Source organism: Ruminococcoides sp. (genome assembly GCF_057037865.1).
Genome location: NZ_DBLZMS010000002.1, coordinates 197,111 through 213,638, shown reverse-complemented (window position 1 = coordinate 213,638; position 16,528 = coordinate 197,111). Strand labels below are relative to the sequence as shown.

Here is a 16,528-nt window from a genome sequence, read left to right as displayed (position 1 = left end):
TACAAAATATTGTGGTATCTGTTGTTACAACTACATTATAACAGAGTGTAAAACTATTGTCAACAAATTTCAACAAAATACAGTCTGCTGGCAGAATATGATGCTCAGATATTGTCATTTCTGATTGTTTCAATAATATTTTGTTTATTAACCTTTGAAATTGAGTATTTCATAATCAGCCATACCACAATAAATACAGCCGCAATACTAATCAATATAGCTTTCCACGGGAATACAAAGCTCATTGGAACATTGCCTCTTGAAAATGCCGAGAAGATTGCAAATACACCGAGAACACCGAGAGGAATACCGATAATCAAAGATTTTATGCCGTACATAAGGCTTTCAAGGCGAATCATACGGTTAAATTCTTTCTTTGTCATACCGATAGATTTAAGCGATGCAAATTCCTTGCTCCTCAACTGCATATTGGTTGAGATTGTGTTGAAAATGTTTGTAAGTCCGATAAGCGAGATAACACCGATGAAGCCGTAAACGAATATTCCGACAATCAGCATAACGGCATTAAACTGTCTTACAATTTCTTCATAGTCAAAAATAGAAATATAGCTTTCCGAGTCACCTGTACCCGACATAGACTCAATACGATTTGTAAGCGAAGTGTGGTCTGATGTATTGGCATAGAGGGTAATACCGCATCCGTGTTCACCAAGCTGAGGGGAGATTACACCCTGTTCGCCGATTATCAATCCCTGACCGAAAATTGTTCCTTCGCCGATTACAGAATCAGCCGACTTTGGAATTTTATCAAACACTGACGAAACCTTTAATTTGCCTGTTATCAAGGCGTTTCCTTCATCATCATTTCCGTGAACGGTAAACTTTGTCGGAGCGGTTTTGCCGAACAGTTTCATTGGCTTGGAAGAGTTGCCACTCTCACTGTTATCGGGGGTTACCTGAGAATACACAAGTACACCGCCCTTGACCTTGTTGTAGTCAAGTTCCAATTCCCTGCAAATCTGAACAAAGGTATCGTGTTCAAATTCAAGAAACTCTGCACCAAATGACTTTGTACCGTCAGGTTCATCATAAAGGAAGTTCTTGCCACATTCATTAACAGGCACATCTGCCGACACATAACCGTACTGCAAACCGACTGTCAGATAATTTTCGATTTCGGGCATTTTTTCAATTGTCTGAGCCTGCTTTGAATCAATTCCGACAACCATATAGCTGTAATCGGCATTGCCGTAGTAATGGTCTGTAAATGTCATTCCGTAGTCCATAAATGCCGAAACTGCAATGAACATTGCAACGCTGACTACAATTGAAATAACAGTTGTGCGGTACTTTTTCCTACTGCGTTTAAGGCTCTTTGAGGCGATTTCACCGCCTACACCGAAAAGCTTTTTGGTAAGCTTGGATGTGCGGTACGGTTTGTTATTCTTTACCTTGATATCCTTGTTGCCTCTGATTGCAACAAGGGGCGGAATTCTTGACGCACGAAGTGCAATGAAGAATGATGAGCAGAATATAGTAACAGCCGAAAGAACAATTGCGCAGATAATCGGAATTGTAGGGGTTACAAATACAAATGATGCACCGCTCAGCACATCACCGAGAACGCTGTTGAGTATTGCAATAAGAATTGCGTTTACACCGAGTCCGAGAAGTATTCCGAGAGGAATACCGATTAAACCGAGAATGAATCCCTCAAAAAGCACATTCCTGCGGATTTGTCTTTTGGTTGCACCGACCGACGCAAGCATACCGTACATACTCGTTTTCTCTGTAATTGAAATTGCAAAGCTGTTGCGAATTACAAACACGCTTGCAAGCATTACTATAATAATGATAATAACGGCAAGGCTGAAAATCATTACATTTGTACCTTCACTTCCGCCGTAGCCTTTCATAGCGAGAAGTGTCGTGTTAAAGCTGTATCCGTTCACTCCCGAGGTCTGCTGATCTTCGGGTGAAATTTCATCGCTGCTTACATTATTCATATCATCAGCTTTAAAGCCTAAAATATCCGCTGTATTTTGAAGATAATTGCCTTCGCTCTGAGGAGTATAGGCGATATACAGCTTATTCATATGCTTTGTTCTGATTGCCTCGACAGGTGCTTTTTCATCAGACACGGTATATATTTCGAAACAGGAGGAAGGATTGTTCAGCTCTCTTGTGTTCGGATTTTCGATAATTCCTGTTATTGTATATGTCTTTTGCTTTTTATCGGTTATTTTAGATTCTTTGAATCTCTTTGGCGACAGGTCAAGCAACTCGCTTTCTCCAAGAACCTTTCCGTCTGTACCTTTAAGCACTCCGAGTTCAAGCGTAATTTTATCACCGACTTTTACATCTTTTCCGTCAGTGTTTTTAAATGCACCTGTAACAACAGCTTCGTTTGAATTTGTCGGGAAACTGCCTTTTTCAAGTTTTAACTTAAAGCAACCGTCAAATGCATTTTCGCTGATTGCGGTAACGGCATATCCGTATTCGGCATTATCGGCAACTGTTGCCTTGGAAAATCCCAGTCTTTCCTTATAAAAAGCATTTTCAACATTACGGTTCTGTCGGATTTTATCAATTTTTGCGGTGTCGATAATATCAAGTGCAACATCATAATTGCCCGACCATTCCGTCTGACCGTCAATCATAGTCTGTCGGCCGCTGAGTGCCATTCCCGAAACAACCGTGATGAGTGCCGCCGAGAGCATAATGCCAATGATTGTAACGGCAGTACGCACCTTGTTAAGTCGCAGATTTTTAAGCGTAAGCTTGTTGAGAAGTTTCATAAAATCAAACCTCCTCAACAAGCTTGCCGTCGCTGATTGTTATGATTCTGTCAGCCTGTTTTGCAATGTCGAGGTTGTGCGTAATCATTATAACAGTCTGTCCGTAACTCTGATTGCACATTTTGAGCATACTCATAACCTCTTCGCTTGACTTTGAATCAAGGTTGCCTGTCGGTTCATCGGCAAGCACAAGAGACGGATTGTTAATGAGCGCTCTGGCAATAGATGTTCTTTGTTGCTGACCGCCCGAAAGCTGGTTTGGAAGGTGTTTTCTTCTTGCACGCAGTCCGAACGAATCAAGAATCATCTCAAGTCGTTCTCTGTCAACACCTCTGCCGTCAAGGTCACAGGGGAGCGTGATGTTTTCTTCAACAGTCAGAATCGGGATAAGATTGTAGAACTGATAGACAATCCCCACCTGTCTGCGGCGGAATACGGCAAGCTTGTCATCGTTCATTTTGCTTATATCGTTGCCGTCAACAAAAATTTTTCCGCTTGTGGGACGGTCAACACCGCCGATAAGGTGAAGAAGAGTTGACTTGCCGCTGCCGCTTGCACCGACAATGGCAACAAATTCGCCCTTTTCGACCGAGAACGAAACATCGTCAACCGCATGGACAAGGTTTTCACCGCTTCCGTAGGTTTTTGTAAGATTTTCAACTTTCAGAATTTCCATAAAATATACCTCCAAATTCATTTTACACCCATATTATAGTGACGCAAAATGACTGTAAAGTGAATCCTGCAGACAAATTGTTTTATTGCACAAAATAATGTAGCGGCGAACCGTGTTCGCCAATCGTATCGTGTGCAAACACGAAATGATTAACTATCAATTTTTCTGTTCATCTGTAGGGGAGTTCATCGGACGCCCGCTTTGATGGAATGTTATGTTTATACACATATGTTTTGATATGATGAAAGTAGTGCAATAACTTTCATATAAACAAAAAATGCATCAATGCTGTATCCGGCATCAATGCAATTTCTTTATCTGACTATCTTCTCGAATTGAGTGCGGTGGCTTACCGCCGACCGCAATTTTTCATTTTCAATTTTCAACTTTCAATTTAAAAGTAACGCTCGGGCGATAATGCTTGAACTATCGCAAACTGTCTTCACGAATTGGGCGTAGCGACACGCTACCTGCAGTTTTGAAAATATATTTTGATGAGATTATTCGGCTTGTCGGCAATGCCTATGCCTAAAAAATCACCATCATGGTTTTTCATTCTGAAAAGCTGACCGTTTTCGTACCCCGACTTGGCAAGATATGTTCTGTCGGCACTTAACGCACCGCCGTTTGCAAATCGTTTTGCCTGTGCAGACGACACGGCAAGATAGCCCAAACTCATAAACAGGCTCTCAACGGAACGCAGTTTTTCTTCAACATTTCCGTTTTCGCAAATGCTTTTCAGCTCGTCAAGCGTTATGCACTCGTCAAGCGAAAATCCGCAAGCCGAGGTTCTGCAAAGTGCCGTCATAACCGCACCGACACCGAGAACCCTGCCTATGTCATCAATTATCGTGCGTACATAAGTACCCTTTGAACAGGAAATTTCAAGCGTGCCTGTCTGTGCTTTTTCGTCAAAATTTGCAAGCGAAAGAGAATAGACAGTAACCTTTCGGCTCTCACGCTCAACCTCGATTCCTTGTCTTGCAAGGTCATAAAGCCTTTGACCGTTCTTTTGCACGGCAGAGTACATCGGCGGAATCTGCTCAATTTCGCCCGTGAAATTGGGAATTACTCTGCGAAGCTGCTCCTCTGTAACCGAAGATTCGCATTCTCCCGTCACCGTACCCCAGATGTCGAGGGTGTCGGTGGTTTTGCCAAGCTGAAATTCTGCCGTGTATGACTTGTCATGATTGAGAATCAAATCCTGCGTTTTCGTTGCAGTTCCGAGCAAAACAGGCAGAACGCCCGTTGCGTTCGGATCAAGTGTTCCCGTGTGACCGAGCTTTTTCTGTCCTGTCAGTCTGCGAACAACGGCAATAACATCAAAAGAGGTGAATTCCTTCGGCTTGTCAATCAGCAGTACACCGTTAAGATTGCTCATGATAAAAACTTCTCCGCAGCTTTTTCAAGCGTTGTCTTTACGGTTTCAAGGTCGCCCTCAATTGAGCAGCCTGCCGCCGCAGGATGACCGCCGCCTCCGAACTGCGAACAGAAATCCGAGGCATTGATATTATTGTTTGTACGAACGGAAATCTTGAAGAATCCGCCCTCTTTTTCACGCATTGTAATTCCGATGAGAACACCCTCAATCTGACGGGGAATAGAGGCAAGTCCCTCCATTTCGTCATCACCCGTGTTGAGCTTTTTGAGCATATCGAGCGTTGTGTAAATTATTGCGCACCTGCCGTCTGCACAATAGGTCATTGAGTCATAAACGGCTCTTTCAAGCCGAATTTTGTTTTTCGACTTTGTTTCAAACATTGCCTTGTTTATGTATGCGGTGTTACAGCCAAAGTCCATAAGACTTGCGGCAACACGCATGGTTTCGGCGGTTGTGTTTGTATATCTGAAACAGCCGGTGTCGGTTGAAATGCCTGTGTAGAGGCAGTCTGCAATGTCCTTTGTAAAGTTGATGTGCATTCTGAGGAACAGCTTGTAGAGAATTTCGCAGTTTGCCGCCGCATATTTGTCAACAAATTTTTCCTTTGCGGTAAATGTGTTTGAACCGTGGTGGTCAATGCACAAATCAACCTTGCCGATATATTTGCCCATATTTGAACCGAGAAGGCTGTCAGCCGCAACATCAACGCTGACAACCGTTTCGGTTGTAAAATCTTCTTCCTCTATGTTTTTCTGAAGATAGGTAAATTTTGACGGAACACCTGTTGTGATAACTCTTGCTTTTTTGCCGATTTGGCGAAGCGCAAGGCAGAGTGCAAATCCGCTGCCGAGGGTGTCACCGTCAGGATAAGCGTGAGTCAGAATATCATAATTATCGTGTGCCTCAAGAAAACGGGCAACCTCATACAGATTCATCATTTTCTTCCTCGTCTTCCTTAATGTCAAGGCTGTTGAGAATACGGCTGATGTTTGCGCTGTATTCTATGCTGTCTGTTGCGTGGAAAATGAGTTCGGGAACATGGCGAAGATGAAGTCTGTGTCCAAGCTCTCGTCTGATAAAACCCGATGCAGACTTTAAGCCCTTGACAGCCTCTTTGGCTCTGTCAAGACCTTCAATTGCGCTGATTTGTACCGTGCAGTATGAAAGGTCGTTTGTAACCTCAACTCTTACGATAGAGATAAACGCCTGCTGAACCCGTGGGTCTTTTAATTCTCTGAAAATAGCAGTAAGCTCTCTTTTGATGTCCTCTGTTGTTCTTTCAATTCTATGGCTTCCCATGCTATCACATCCTTATAATTTAATGAATTATGAAAATTCGTGTATAATCTGTAGCGGCGAACACGGTTCGCCAATCGTTTCGAGGGTAACCTCGAAACGACTTACCTAATGATTTATGTTGTTGATTCATTCACATATAGTACAGAAATTCACCGTCAATTTGTCGTACCGATTTTGCAATCGGTGCGATTGGCGTTCACTGAACGCCGCTACATAAAAATATTGTGCCGTTTATAAAATTTGGTTTAACATACAAACTTTAGTCCCTGTATTCTTCGATTGTATAAACCTCGAACATATCGCCCTCTTTGAGGTCGTTGAATCTTTCAAGACCGATACCGCATTCGTAGCCTTCGCTAACTTCCTTGACAGCGTCCTTGAATCTCTGGAGAGATGCAATTGCGTCATCTGCAATAACGATACCGTCACGGATAACTCTTACACTTGCGCCACGCTGAATCTTACCGCTCTTAACATATGAACCTGCGATTGTGCCGACTGACTTAATCTTGATAACATTACGGCACTCAGCCATACCGAGAACAACTTCTCTTGTCTTAGGAGCAAGCATACCCTTCATAGCAGATTCGATTTCGTTGATACAATCGTAGATAATGCTGTAAAGACGCATATCTACACCCGAACGCTCTGCATTTTCTGCGGCAACCGCATCGGGACGAACATTGAATCCTACGATAATTGCGTTAGATGCCTCTGCAAGCATTACATCGGACTCGTTGATTGCACCTACTGCGCTGTGAATTACATTTACTCTTACCTCGTCATTTGAAAGCTTTTCAAGTGACTGCTTAACAGCCTCGGCAGAACCCTGTACATCGGCTTTAACGATAATCTGAAGTTCCTTGATTTCACCGAGTTTCATCTGGTCAAAGAGATTGTCAAGAGTAACCTTAGTCTGTGCGTTGAAGATTTCTTCCTTCTTAGCGGCCTTCCTCTGGTCAACAAGCGTTCTTGCGAGACGCTCATCGGAAACTGCGTCAAAGATATCGCCGCCAACCGGAACTTCGTCAAGACCTGTGATTTCAACAGGAACAGAAGGACCTGCCTCGGTAACCCTTTCGCCCTTATCGTTTGTCATAACTCTTACACGACCGACGCAAGTGCCTGCGATGATTGTATCGCCCTTGTGAAGTGTACCGTTCTGAACGAGTACGGTTGCGATAGGACCTCTGCCCTTGTCAAGTCTTGCCTCGATAACAGTACCCTTTGCGGCTCTGTCGGGGTTAGCCTTGAGTTCTTTCATCTCTGCAACAAGAGTAACCATTTCAAGAAGATCGTCAAGACCTTCCTTTGTCTTTGCGGAAACAGGGATACACGGTGTATCGCCGCCCCACTCCTCCGGAATAAGCTCATACTCTGTGAGCTGCTGTTTAACATTTTCGGGATTTGCGCCGACCTTATCCATTTTGTTGATGGCAACAATAACAGATACGCCTGCGGCTTTTGCATGGTGGATAGCCTCAACTGTCTGCGGCATGATACCGTCATCGGCGGCTACAACGAGGATTGCGATATCAGTAACCTGAGCACCTCTTGCACGCATTGTTGTGAATGCCTCATGTCCGGGTGTGTCGAGGAATGTAACAGGCTTGCCGTTTACCATAACTCTGTAAGCACCGATATGCTGTGTGATACCGCCGGCCTCGCCTGCTGTTACATTTGCGTGACGGATAGCGTCGAGGATTGAGGTTTTACCGTGGTCAACATGACCCATAACAACAACAACCGGAGCTCTCTCAACGAGATTTGCCTCATCGTCCTCGCTGTCATCAATAATCTGTTCTTCGATTGTAACAACAACTTCCTTTTCAACCTTTGCGTGGAATTCCATGGCGATAAGTGACGCCGTGTCAAAGTCGATTGTATCTGTTGCTGTTACCATTGTACCCATAAGGAATGCCTTTTTAACAACCTCGGCAACGGTAGCCTTAAGTCTGAGAGCAAGCTCCGAAACTACGATTTCATCAGGAATCTGAACTGTAATCGGTTTCTGCTTACGCTCAAGAGCAATACGGTTCAGACGCTCCTGTTCTGTTTCACGCTTCTGTCGTCTGCCTTTTTGACGCTGGGTACGGTTTGTGAATTTCTGCTTTTTAACAATGTTGTCTGTGCTTCTGCCCTTTGAGCTGTCGCTTGCAAGGTCATCATACTTCTGGTTGTAACGCTCAACATCAACATTTGTTGCACGGGTGTCAATTACTCTGCGCTTGCGGGGAGCAGACTCCTCAACGCTCTTTTCCTGAGTAACTTCAACCTTTTCCTGTTTTGATGCAGGCTTTGCATCCTTGTTGTTAGGTTTTTTGTCGTTTTTATCGGTCTTTTTCTTCTGATTGTCAGCCTTTGCATTCTGCTTTGCGGGCTTTTCTTCCTGCTGTGGCTTGCTTTCGTTGTCAAGCTTGTTGTTGCGTGCCGCAAAGTATTCGTCAAAGTTTTCAACCTTGTTCTTCTTTGTGATTACATCAAAAATCACATCGAGTTCGCTTTCCTCGAGTGTTGTCATTGTTTTCTTTGTAACACCGCAATGTTTTTCGAGAATCTCAATAATTTCCTTGTTTGAAACTCCGAGATCTGCTGCTGCGTCCTTTACCTTATATTTTATCATACAATTCTCCTCCCGATTCGTTTTCAATAAGCTGTTCAAGCTTATCTGCAAAGCCTTTGTCTTCGGTTGTCATAACTCCGCAGATTTTTCCGAGAGCAAATCCGATTTCCTCTTTGCTTCGGTTCATTGTCAATGTTTTCACATTGCATTCATCAGCGGCTGTCTGCACGCTTTTCTTACTGCTCTTTGAAAAATCATTTGCAAAAATAACAAGCTTTGCCTTGCTTTTTCGTATTGAGTCAATCGTCGTGTCGGCACCTGTAATCAGCTTGCCTGCCCTCTTGCAAATGCCAAGCAGCGACAAAATTCTGTCGTTCATAAAAAATCCTTTCGCCTACTCGCTGTCTGCTGCGGCAAGTTCACTTTGCATCTGCTCATATACTTCATCAGGGATTTTACAGCTTAACGAGCGTTCAAAGCGGCGTGCCTTGCGAGCCTTTTCAAAGCAGGCAAGATTTCTGCACACATATGCGCCTCTGCCTGCCTTGCGACCTGTGAGGTCAAGCGAAATTTCGCCTTTTGCAATGATTTCACCGTTTTCATCTTTGGTGTCGGGTGCTTTGACAACACGGATAAGCTCACGCTTTTCTTTCATCTCTCCGCAACCCGTACATTTACGCAACGGCATTTTTCTTTGCTTCATAAAATCCCTCTCTGTTTAATCTGATTATTCCTCTGTTTCATCCGAAACAACTGTTTCGCCTTCTGTGCTTTCGTCAAGGTCGAGAACATCTTCGGACTTTTCTTCTGTCTTTGGTTCATCGTCCTCATCTTCGCCGTAGAAACCGCTTTCGGGACGGATGTCAATTCTCCAGCCTGTAAGTCTTGCGGCAAGACGGGCATTCTGTCCTTTGTTGCCGATAGCAAGTGAAAGCTGACCGTCGGGAACGGTTGCACGGCAGCTCTTTGTTTCTTCATCTGTAATTTCAACCTTGCAAACGCTTGCAGGAGAGAGAGCCGCCGAAATGTACTTTTCGGGATCATCGCTGTAAAGCACGATGTCGATTTTTTCACCGCCGAGTTCTTCAACAATCTTGTTTACACGAGCGCCCTTGTTACCGATACATGAACCGATTGCGTCAACATCGGGATTTGAGCTGTAAACAGCCATTTTTGTACGACTGCCTGCCTCACGGGAGATTGACTTTATTTCAACAACGCCGTCATAGATTTCGGGAACTTCCTGTTCAAACAAACGCTTTACAAGACCGGGGTGTGTTCTTGAAATGATTGCGTGAGGGCCTCTTTCGTTGTCTTTGACATCTGCAATATAAACCTTAATGTGGTCGCCTTCTTTAAGGTCGTCATGACCGAGCTGTTCGCTCTTTGGCAGAGTAGCTTCACTCTTGCCAATTTTGATTGTTGCAACTCCCGACTTAGGATCAATTCTTTCAACGGTTGCAGTAACAATTTCACCGAGCTTGCTCTGAAACTCGATAAGAGTCTGACCTTTTTCGCCCTGACGAATGCCCTGACGGATAACATTTCTTGCAGAAGAAACAGATGTCCAACCGAGGTGCTTGGGATCAATCGGAACTTCAATCTCATCGCCGACAATAAATTTCTTTCTCTTGTTAATCTGCTGAGCCTCCTCAACAGTAACCTCAAAGTTAGGATCAAAAACCTCGTCAACTACTGTTTTTACAAGCTTTGCGTCAAAGCTGTTCTTTTCCGGATCAACCTTGAATACAACATTTTCATTACCGCCGTAGTAGTTCTTGCAGGCAACGGAAATTGCCTTTTCAATGTTTTGAAGCATATAGTCCATAGGAATGCCCTTTTCCTTTTCAAATGTTCTCAATGCCTCAAATAAATCTTTGTTAGTCATTTTCCAAATCATCCTTTTCTTATTTTTCGGTTATATACAAATTGTTATGCTGTTATGTGTATCCGTAGTGTTCAAACTGCAATTTTTAATCAAAATCGTCAAGCTTAATCCATGCGGCGTCCTTTTTGCTGATTGTGATTTCATTCTCACCGCTGTGATCCTCAATTGTGACCTTACCGTCGGAATAATCCTTTAAAACCCCTTTAAATTCTCTGCCTATGCCGTCAATGGGGCGGAGCATCTTAACCATAATATCCGCGCCGATGAACTGCATAAAATGTTCGTCACGGATAAGCTCACGCTCAATTCCGGGGGAGCAGACCTCAAGACAGTACGCCTCCTCAATCGGATCAAGCTCATCAAGAGGGCCGTTGATTGCACGGGAAACATTTTCGCAATCGTTAATGTCAATGCCTTCGGGCTTGTCAATGTAAACACGCAGGAAACGGTCTGCACCTTCCTTGACATAACGCACATCCCAAAGTGAAAGTCCGAAACCTTCAACAATCGGCTGACAAAGCTCCCATACTTTTGATACGGTTACACCGCCTTTGCTTTTTGCCATAAATTCACTGCCTTCCTGTCTGCAAAAATACTCTGTGCGAAATATTGCAGACAGATAAACCGCACCGAGGAACAAAGTGAAAACTAATAAATAAGGAGCGGGTTTGTTGCCCACTCCTTTAGCTTTCATTATTTACAAGAAAATTATAGCACCAAAACGGCTTATAATCAAGTGTTTTTCAAATCTTTTCGTATTTTTTACAAAAAAGTTTAAAAAAACATTTGAAATCACCGTGCAAATGTGTTATTATACTTCGTGGACACTTTACATCACGATGTTTTTGTGATATAATCACCGTGGTTTTGCGACCGTGTAAAAAAAGTAAAATTAATTTTGGCTTTGTTATTGTTGGATTTTTACTGTTTTTTATATCAATGATTTGGCTGTTAATGTCCGAAATTTTGCGAGATTAACATTATAAAGGTTGCAACCTTACAATTAAATATGCTGATATAGCTCAGTAGGCAGAGTGCGTCCTTGGTAAGGACGAGGTCACGGGTTCGAATCCCGTTATCAGCTCCATAAAAGGGTATTGGTTAAAAAGACTGATACCTTTTTATTGTTGTTTCAGATTAAGATAAGGGATTCGAAAGCCCGTTTAGAAAACGCTTTAGTAAAGCGTTTTTATGGCGTAGCGTTGATGAGCGTTCAGGATTTGCACCGCAAGCAACAAGCGAGGTATGTACTCTCGCAATGCACAGAATAGTTATCAGCTCCATAAAAAGGTATTGGTTAAAAAGACCGATACCTTTTTATTGTTGTTTAGAAAACAATACCGTTGCCAAATCCAAACTGATTAATATTATTCTTGTACAATCTATCTTGCATATACTGCAATTGCGTTGCGGTCATACTGATTATCGCTTTCCCCTTTCCTTATCCTGTGACTATATTATACTACAATGTTTAAGCGTATAATTTGTACATATTGGTACTTGTTAAGTGTAAAGAGGTATGCTATAATAATATTTGTAAAGGAACGGTGGCGGCTGTTTCGACTCCCTTGCGAAAGGGGGTGTATTCCAATGGCAGAGATTACATACTTGTTTGTTCTCGCAATTGTTTTCGTGGCTTTTAGTGAAGTCATTAAGAATATAAAGAAATAACCGCCCTGTAGTCGCAATACAGAGCGGTTTTTAATAAAAAAATACGCAAATGCGAAACAGCTAAAGCCGTTCCTTTTCACCTATATTATACAACAACAATAATTTGATGTCAATAGATTTTAGGCGGTGAAGAAATGGCAGAAAATAAGAACAGTAGGGCAAGAATTGAGGCAAACAACCGATATAACGCTAAAGCATATGACCGTATCAATGTTGCTGTGCCGAAAGGTCGAAAGGATATTATCAAAGCCCACGCAGAAAAGAACGGCGAAAGCGTGAACGGCTTTGTTAATCGTGCTATTAATGAAACAATGCAGCGTGACGGTGAGTAATTCCACAAGGCAAGCTCTGAAATATGGGCTTGTCTTGTTTTGTTTTAGTTGACAGGTTTCTTAACGGATTTAATTTTTCAAAACAGCCAAATGAAAGTATTTTTGAAATTATGTAAAATATACTTGACAATAAGTAACTTTTAATGTACTATAATGGTACAGAAAGCTTTTTGTACGCATTGTGGATTTTTTAAGTATTCACATCTAAACACATAAAATTTTTTAATATTATTTGCGGATTATCGGTTGGACGAATAAATCTGCAAATTGGCTGATTTATTTGGGAGATGTTATTATGGGAGAAAAATACTATTGGGTGCTTGGTTTTTGTTGCGGTTTTATTGCCGTAGTTATCGTAACGCTCATTATCGCAAACATTAAAAGGAAAAAGAACACTTACACAGAATACGATGAACGACAGGTTCTTGCACGGGGCAAGGCTTATAAATCGGCATTTTTTGTGCTTATCGGGTACATAATTGTCTGCGCTTTAGTTAATGTTTTGGAGATTAATTGGGCTGAACTCAGCGTTCAAATGTTTATAGGACTGTTTCTTTCAACTGCCGTATTCGTTGGAATAAGCATTTTCAATGACGCATATTTTACATCAAATAAAGGCAGAAAGAGTCTTTTAGGCGTTTTGGCATTTATTGCGGGAGCAGAATATTTGGGAATTGCTTTCGGCAAAAAAACCTTTGTTACAAACGGAATAGCAAATCTTGACATTATTCCTATCATTGTAATGATTTGGGCAATAAGTATTTTTGTGATGGTTGTCATCAAAACAATAATTGACAAAAAGGCAGTTGAAGAATGAAGAATTTAAGATTAAAAAGCGCCCGTGCCGCAAAGGATTTGTCACAGCAACAGCTTGCGGAACTTGTAAAGGTGTCAAGACAGACAATAAGCGCAATTGAAAAGGGCGACTACAATCCCACAATTAACCTTTGCATAGCAATATGTAAAGCGCTTGACAAAACCCTTGACGAATTGTTTTGGGAAGAATAAGCAAACTTTAACGGCAATCGGTGATTTGTTTCACGGTTGCCGTTTTTATTTTTACCGTTTCAAAATCAAACGGAAAATTGCTACGGGAAATATTACAATGTGGGGGAATTGTAAAAATTAACGAAAAATGCTTGAAAAATGTCGGGTTAAGCCGTATAATATAGGTGTTTGAGGATTTCGGACTCATACAATTTATTGAAAGGAGAAGTACACATGATTTATTCAAAAGAAGTTGAAAATATGTGCACTGTAGCAAAGGGACCTAAGCACGGTCCTGCACCTATTCCCGAAGAGGGCAAATGGGTAAAATCTTATGACATTAAAGACATTTCAGGTCTTTCACACGGCATTGGCTGGTGTGCTCCTCAGCAGGGTGCCTGCAAGCTTACACTTAATGTTAAAGACGGTATCGTTGAAGAGGCTCTTGTTGAAACAATCGGTTGTTCGGGTATGACTCACTCTGCAGCTATGGCAGCAGAAATTCTTCCTAACAAAACACTCCTTGAGTGCCTTAACACAGACCTCGTTTGTGACGCTATCAACACAGCTATGAAGAACATCTTTGAGCAGCTCGTTTACGGCAGAAGCCAGACAGCTTTCTCAGAGGGCGGTCTTCCGATCGGCGCAGGTATGGAGGATCTCGGTAAGGGTCTTCGCAGCCAGGTTGGTACAATGTACAGCACAAACGCTAAGGGCGTTCGTTACATGGAAATGGCTGAAGGCTATGTTCTCAAGACAGCACTTGACGAGAACGATGAAGTTATCGGCTATCAGTTCGTAAAGCTCGGCAAAATGCTCGAGGACATTCGTCACGGCGTTGAGCCAAACGAAGCATACAAGAACAACATCGGTCAGTACGGTCGTTTTGACGGCGCAGCTAAGTACATTGACCCTCGTGAAGAATAATTCGGTAAGGAGGACACCATAATGGCAGTAACATTTGAAGGTATGGAAAGAAGAATGCCTAAAATTGAGAAGTGCCTTGCCGAATACGGTATTGCAAATCTTGAAGAGGCAAGAAAAATTTGTAACGATCTCGGTTTTGACCCCTACGACATCGTAAAGGGCGTTCAGCCGATCGCATTTGAAAACGCAGGCTGGGCTTACACACTCGGTTGTGCAGTTGCAGTTAAGAAGGGCGCAAAGACTGCTTCAGAGGCAGCAGAAGCTATCGGTATCGGTCTTGAGGCTTTCTGTATTCCCGGCTCAGTAGCTGAGCAGAGAAATGTTGGCCGTGGTCACGGTAACCTCGGCGCAATGCTCCTCAGAGATGAAACAAAGTGCTTTGCATTCCTCGCAGGTCACGAAAGCTTTGCAGCAGCAGAGGGTGCTATCGGTATCGCTCGTAACGCTAACAAAGCAAGAAAAGAGCCGCTCCGTGTTATCCTTAACGGTCTTGGCAAGGACGCTGCTTACATTATTTCAAGAATCAACGGCTTTACATATGTAAAGACTCAGTTTGACTATTTCACATCAGAGCTTAAAATCGTTGAAGAGAGAGCTTTCTCAGACGGTGAAAGAGCTGCAGTTCGCTGCTACGGCGCTGACGATGTTCGTGAAGGTGTTGCAATCATGCAGCATGAAAATGTAGGTGTATCTATCACAGGTAACTCTACTAACCCGACTCGTTTCCAGCACCTCGTTGCAGGTACATACAAGAAGTGGGCAAATGAGAACGGCGTTAAGTATTTCTCGGTTGCATCAGGCGGCGGTACAGGCCGTACACTTCACCCTGATAACATGGGTGCAGGTCCTGCATCATACGGTCTTACAGACTCAATGGGCAGAATGCACGGTGACGCTCAGTTCGCAGGTTCATCTTCTGTTCCTGCTCATGTTGAAATGATGGGCCTTATCGGTATGGGTAACAACCCGATGGTTGGTGCTACAGTTGCTTGCGCAGTTGCAGTTTATGAAGCTGTTAACAAGTAATTACCAATCTTTTCAATAAATTAAAAAGGGGTCGGCTCTTTGAGTCGATCCCTGATTTTTTTGTGCAACGAAAATCCCCGATTGTATCGGCATTTTAACAAGTTGGAATTGCAAATACAAAAAATATTAAGCTGAATGATTCCGCCGCTCTAATCGGTACGGCGGAAATTTTTATGCATTTTTGCTTTAACGAGTTTATGTTTACGGATATTCTTTACAGTGTATATGTTACTTATTTGCAGATTCTTTTTTAAACCAAAAGAATCGACTGACTACAGTAACAGCTTACTCTTTCAGCTTGTTAAGCTTTTCAATATGCTTCATGCGCTTGTAGCGGTAGAGAATGTTTTCTGCCCATTCACGGTCAATTTTAAGAAAGCCCTTTAACTTTTTGTCCTTATATGCAAGCGAATCGACAATTTTCTTCGATTTAACATAAATTTCAAGTCTTGCTGTCTGAACATACGGCGTATGCTTTTCACCTGTAAAATATGTAAATCCCATTGTGTTGCGTTCACGATCGTACATTGAAAGGTATCCGTCATGAATTTCCGCACCGTTAAGCTTTTTTGAAACCGTTTGGCTGATTGCAAGCTTTGTAAGCTCAACCGACATATCGTCAAGTCCCGACTCAAAGATAAAAATTTTCTCCTTGAACGAATTGAAGGTTGGAACAATTCGTTTGCTTATGTTGCGGAGATTGCTGTATTTTTCTTCAAGCTCATTGTCGCAGAGCTGAAAATGATCAATTTTGGGAATGAAATACACCATAAAACGATTCTTCATATCATTGTAGAGAATCGGATATGTGAGCCTTGCGGAGTATCCGCATGACGGACATTTCCACGCAAAAAGCTCACCGTCAAGCGCTCTTCTGCGCACACCCTTTGTTACGGACGGGTTGATGCTGGTGTAAACATCAGCCTTGCTCATTTCACCGCACATTGGGCAGACGATTGCCTTGGTAATTTTCTTTTCAGGCATCCAAACCACCTCTTTAACACTCTATGAAACTAATT

16 protein-coding genes and 1 tRNA gene are annotated in these 16,528 nt (G+C 42.6%); 6 read left to right on the top strand and 11 right to left on the bottom strand.

The window, feature by feature from the left end; translation table 11 throughout:
* Positions 1-104: 104 nt before the first annotated feature.
* The 10 genes from AC2HW8_RS02730 to AC2HW8_RS02685 all read right to left on the bottom strand — a co-directional run bounded on the left by AC2HW8_RS02730 (position 105) and on the right by AC2HW8_RS02685 (position 11,131).
* Positions 105-2,759, bottom strand: a complete 2,655-nt coding sequence (locus tag AC2HW8_RS02730; protein ID WP_484327113.1) for an ABC transporter permease — start codon at positions 2,757-2,759, stop codon at positions 105-107.
* Positions 2,760-2,763: 4 nt separating this feature from the next.
* Positions 2,764-3,435, bottom strand: coding sequence for an ABC transporter ATP-binding protein (locus AC2HW8_RS02725; RefSeq protein ID WP_484327112.1), 672 nt, complete (start codon positions 3,433-3,435; stop codon positions 2,764-2,766).
* A 466-nt stretch (positions 3,436-3,901) separates the two neighbouring features.
* Positions 3,902-4,816, bottom strand: a complete 915-nt coding sequence (gene truB / locus AC2HW8_RS02720) for a tRNA pseudouridine(55) synthase TruB (protein ID WP_304005247.1) — start codon at positions 4,814-4,816, stop codon at positions 3,902-3,904.
* On the bottom strand, positions 4,813-5,754 hold the full coding sequence (locus AC2HW8_RS02715) for a DHH family phosphoesterase (RefSeq protein WP_336300323.1): 942 nt from the start codon (positions 5,752-5,754) through the stop codon (positions 4,813-4,815). Before AC2HW8_RS02715 ends, truB begins: the two co-directional genes overlap by 4 nt.
* A complete protein-coding gene (gene rbfA, locus AC2HW8_RS02710) occupies positions 5,738-6,115 on the bottom strand; it encodes a 30S ribosome-binding factor RbfA (protein ID WP_015523089.1) in 378 nt (125 codons plus the stop codon). The genes AC2HW8_RS02715 and rbfA overlap by 17 nt, the downstream gene beginning before the upstream one ends.
* Positions 6,116-6,374: 259 nt before the next feature.
* Positions 6,375-8,738 carry a translation initiation factor IF-2 gene (gene infB, locus AC2HW8_RS02705; RefSeq protein ID WP_101070817.1) on the bottom strand — a complete coding sequence of 788 codons (2,364 nt, stop codon included), beginning with the start codon at positions 8,736-8,738 and terminating at the stop codon, positions 6,375-6,377.
* The gene (locus AC2HW8_RS02700) at positions 8,725-9,057 is read right to left on the bottom strand and encodes a L7Ae/L30e/S12e/Gadd45 family ribosomal protein (RefSeq protein ID WP_015523091.1); all 333 of its coding nucleotides are present in this window, start codon (positions 9,055-9,057) and stop codon (positions 8,725-8,727) included. The genes infB and AC2HW8_RS02700 overlap by 14 nt, the downstream gene beginning before the upstream one ends.
* A 15-nt stretch (positions 9,058-9,072) precedes the next feature.
* Entirely contained in the window at positions 9,073-9,381 is a 309-nt protein-coding gene (rnpM, locus tag AC2HW8_RS02695) for an RNase P modulator RnpM (protein ID WP_021883811.1), read from the bottom strand.
* A gap of 24 nt (positions 9,382-9,405) precedes the next feature.
* On the bottom strand, positions 9,406-10,566 hold the full coding sequence (gene nusA / locus AC2HW8_RS02690) for a transcription termination factor NusA (RefSeq protein WP_015523093.1): 1,161 nt from the start codon (positions 10,564-10,566) through the stop codon (positions 9,406-9,408).
* Between the two features lie 85 nt (positions 10,567-10,651).
* A complete protein-coding gene (locus tag AC2HW8_RS02685) occupies positions 10,652-11,131 on the bottom strand; it encodes a ribosome maturation factor RimP (RefSeq protein WP_015523094.1) in 480 nt (159 codons plus the stop codon).
* Between the two features lie 446 nt (positions 11,132-11,577).
* Here AC2HW8_RS02685 and AC2HW8_RS02680 point away from each other — a divergent pair.
* The 6 genes from AC2HW8_RS02680 to AC2HW8_RS02655 all read left to right on the top strand — a co-directional run bounded on the left by AC2HW8_RS02680 (position 11,578) and on the right by AC2HW8_RS02655 (position 15,509).
* Positions 11,578-11,653 (top strand) — tRNA-Thr (locus AC2HW8_RS02680).
* A 718-nt stretch (positions 11,654-12,371) separates the two neighbouring features.
* Positions 12,372-12,569 carry a hypothetical protein gene (locus tag AC2HW8_RS02675; protein ID WP_021883806.1) on the top strand — a complete coding sequence of 66 codons (198 nt, stop codon included), beginning with the start codon at positions 12,372-12,374 and terminating at the stop codon, positions 12,567-12,569.
* A 295-nt stretch (positions 12,570-12,864) separates the two neighbouring features.
* Positions 12,865-13,386, top strand: coding sequence for a hypothetical protein (locus AC2HW8_RS02670; protein WP_117965836.1), 522 nt, complete (start codon positions 12,865-12,867; stop codon positions 13,384-13,386).
* Entirely contained in the window at positions 13,383-13,577 is a 195-nt protein-coding gene (locus tag AC2HW8_RS02665) for a helix-turn-helix transcriptional regulator (protein WP_015523099.1), read from the top strand. The genes AC2HW8_RS02670 and AC2HW8_RS02665 overlap by 4 nt, the downstream gene beginning before the upstream one ends.
* A 213-nt stretch (positions 13,578-13,790) precedes the next feature.
* On the top strand, positions 13,791-14,483 hold the full coding sequence (locus AC2HW8_RS02660; protein WP_015523100.1) for an iron-sulfur cluster assembly scaffold protein: 693 nt from the start codon (positions 13,791-13,793) through the stop codon (positions 14,481-14,483).
* 21 nt (positions 14,484-14,504) lie between these two features.
* Entirely contained in the window at positions 14,505-15,509 is a 1,005-nt protein-coding gene (locus AC2HW8_RS02655; protein WP_015523101.1) for a GGGtGRT protein, read from the top strand.
* A gap of 285 nt (positions 15,510-15,794) precedes the next feature.
* Here the strand turns inward: AC2HW8_RS02655 and AC2HW8_RS02650 are convergent, their stop codons facing one another.
* Positions 15,795-16,493: a CpXC domain-containing protein gene (locus tag AC2HW8_RS02650; RefSeq protein ID WP_015523102.1), complete on the bottom strand. Its 699-nt coding sequence runs from the start codon at positions 16,491-16,493 to the stop codon at positions 15,795-15,797.
* Positions 16,494-16,528 lie beyond the last annotated feature (35 nt).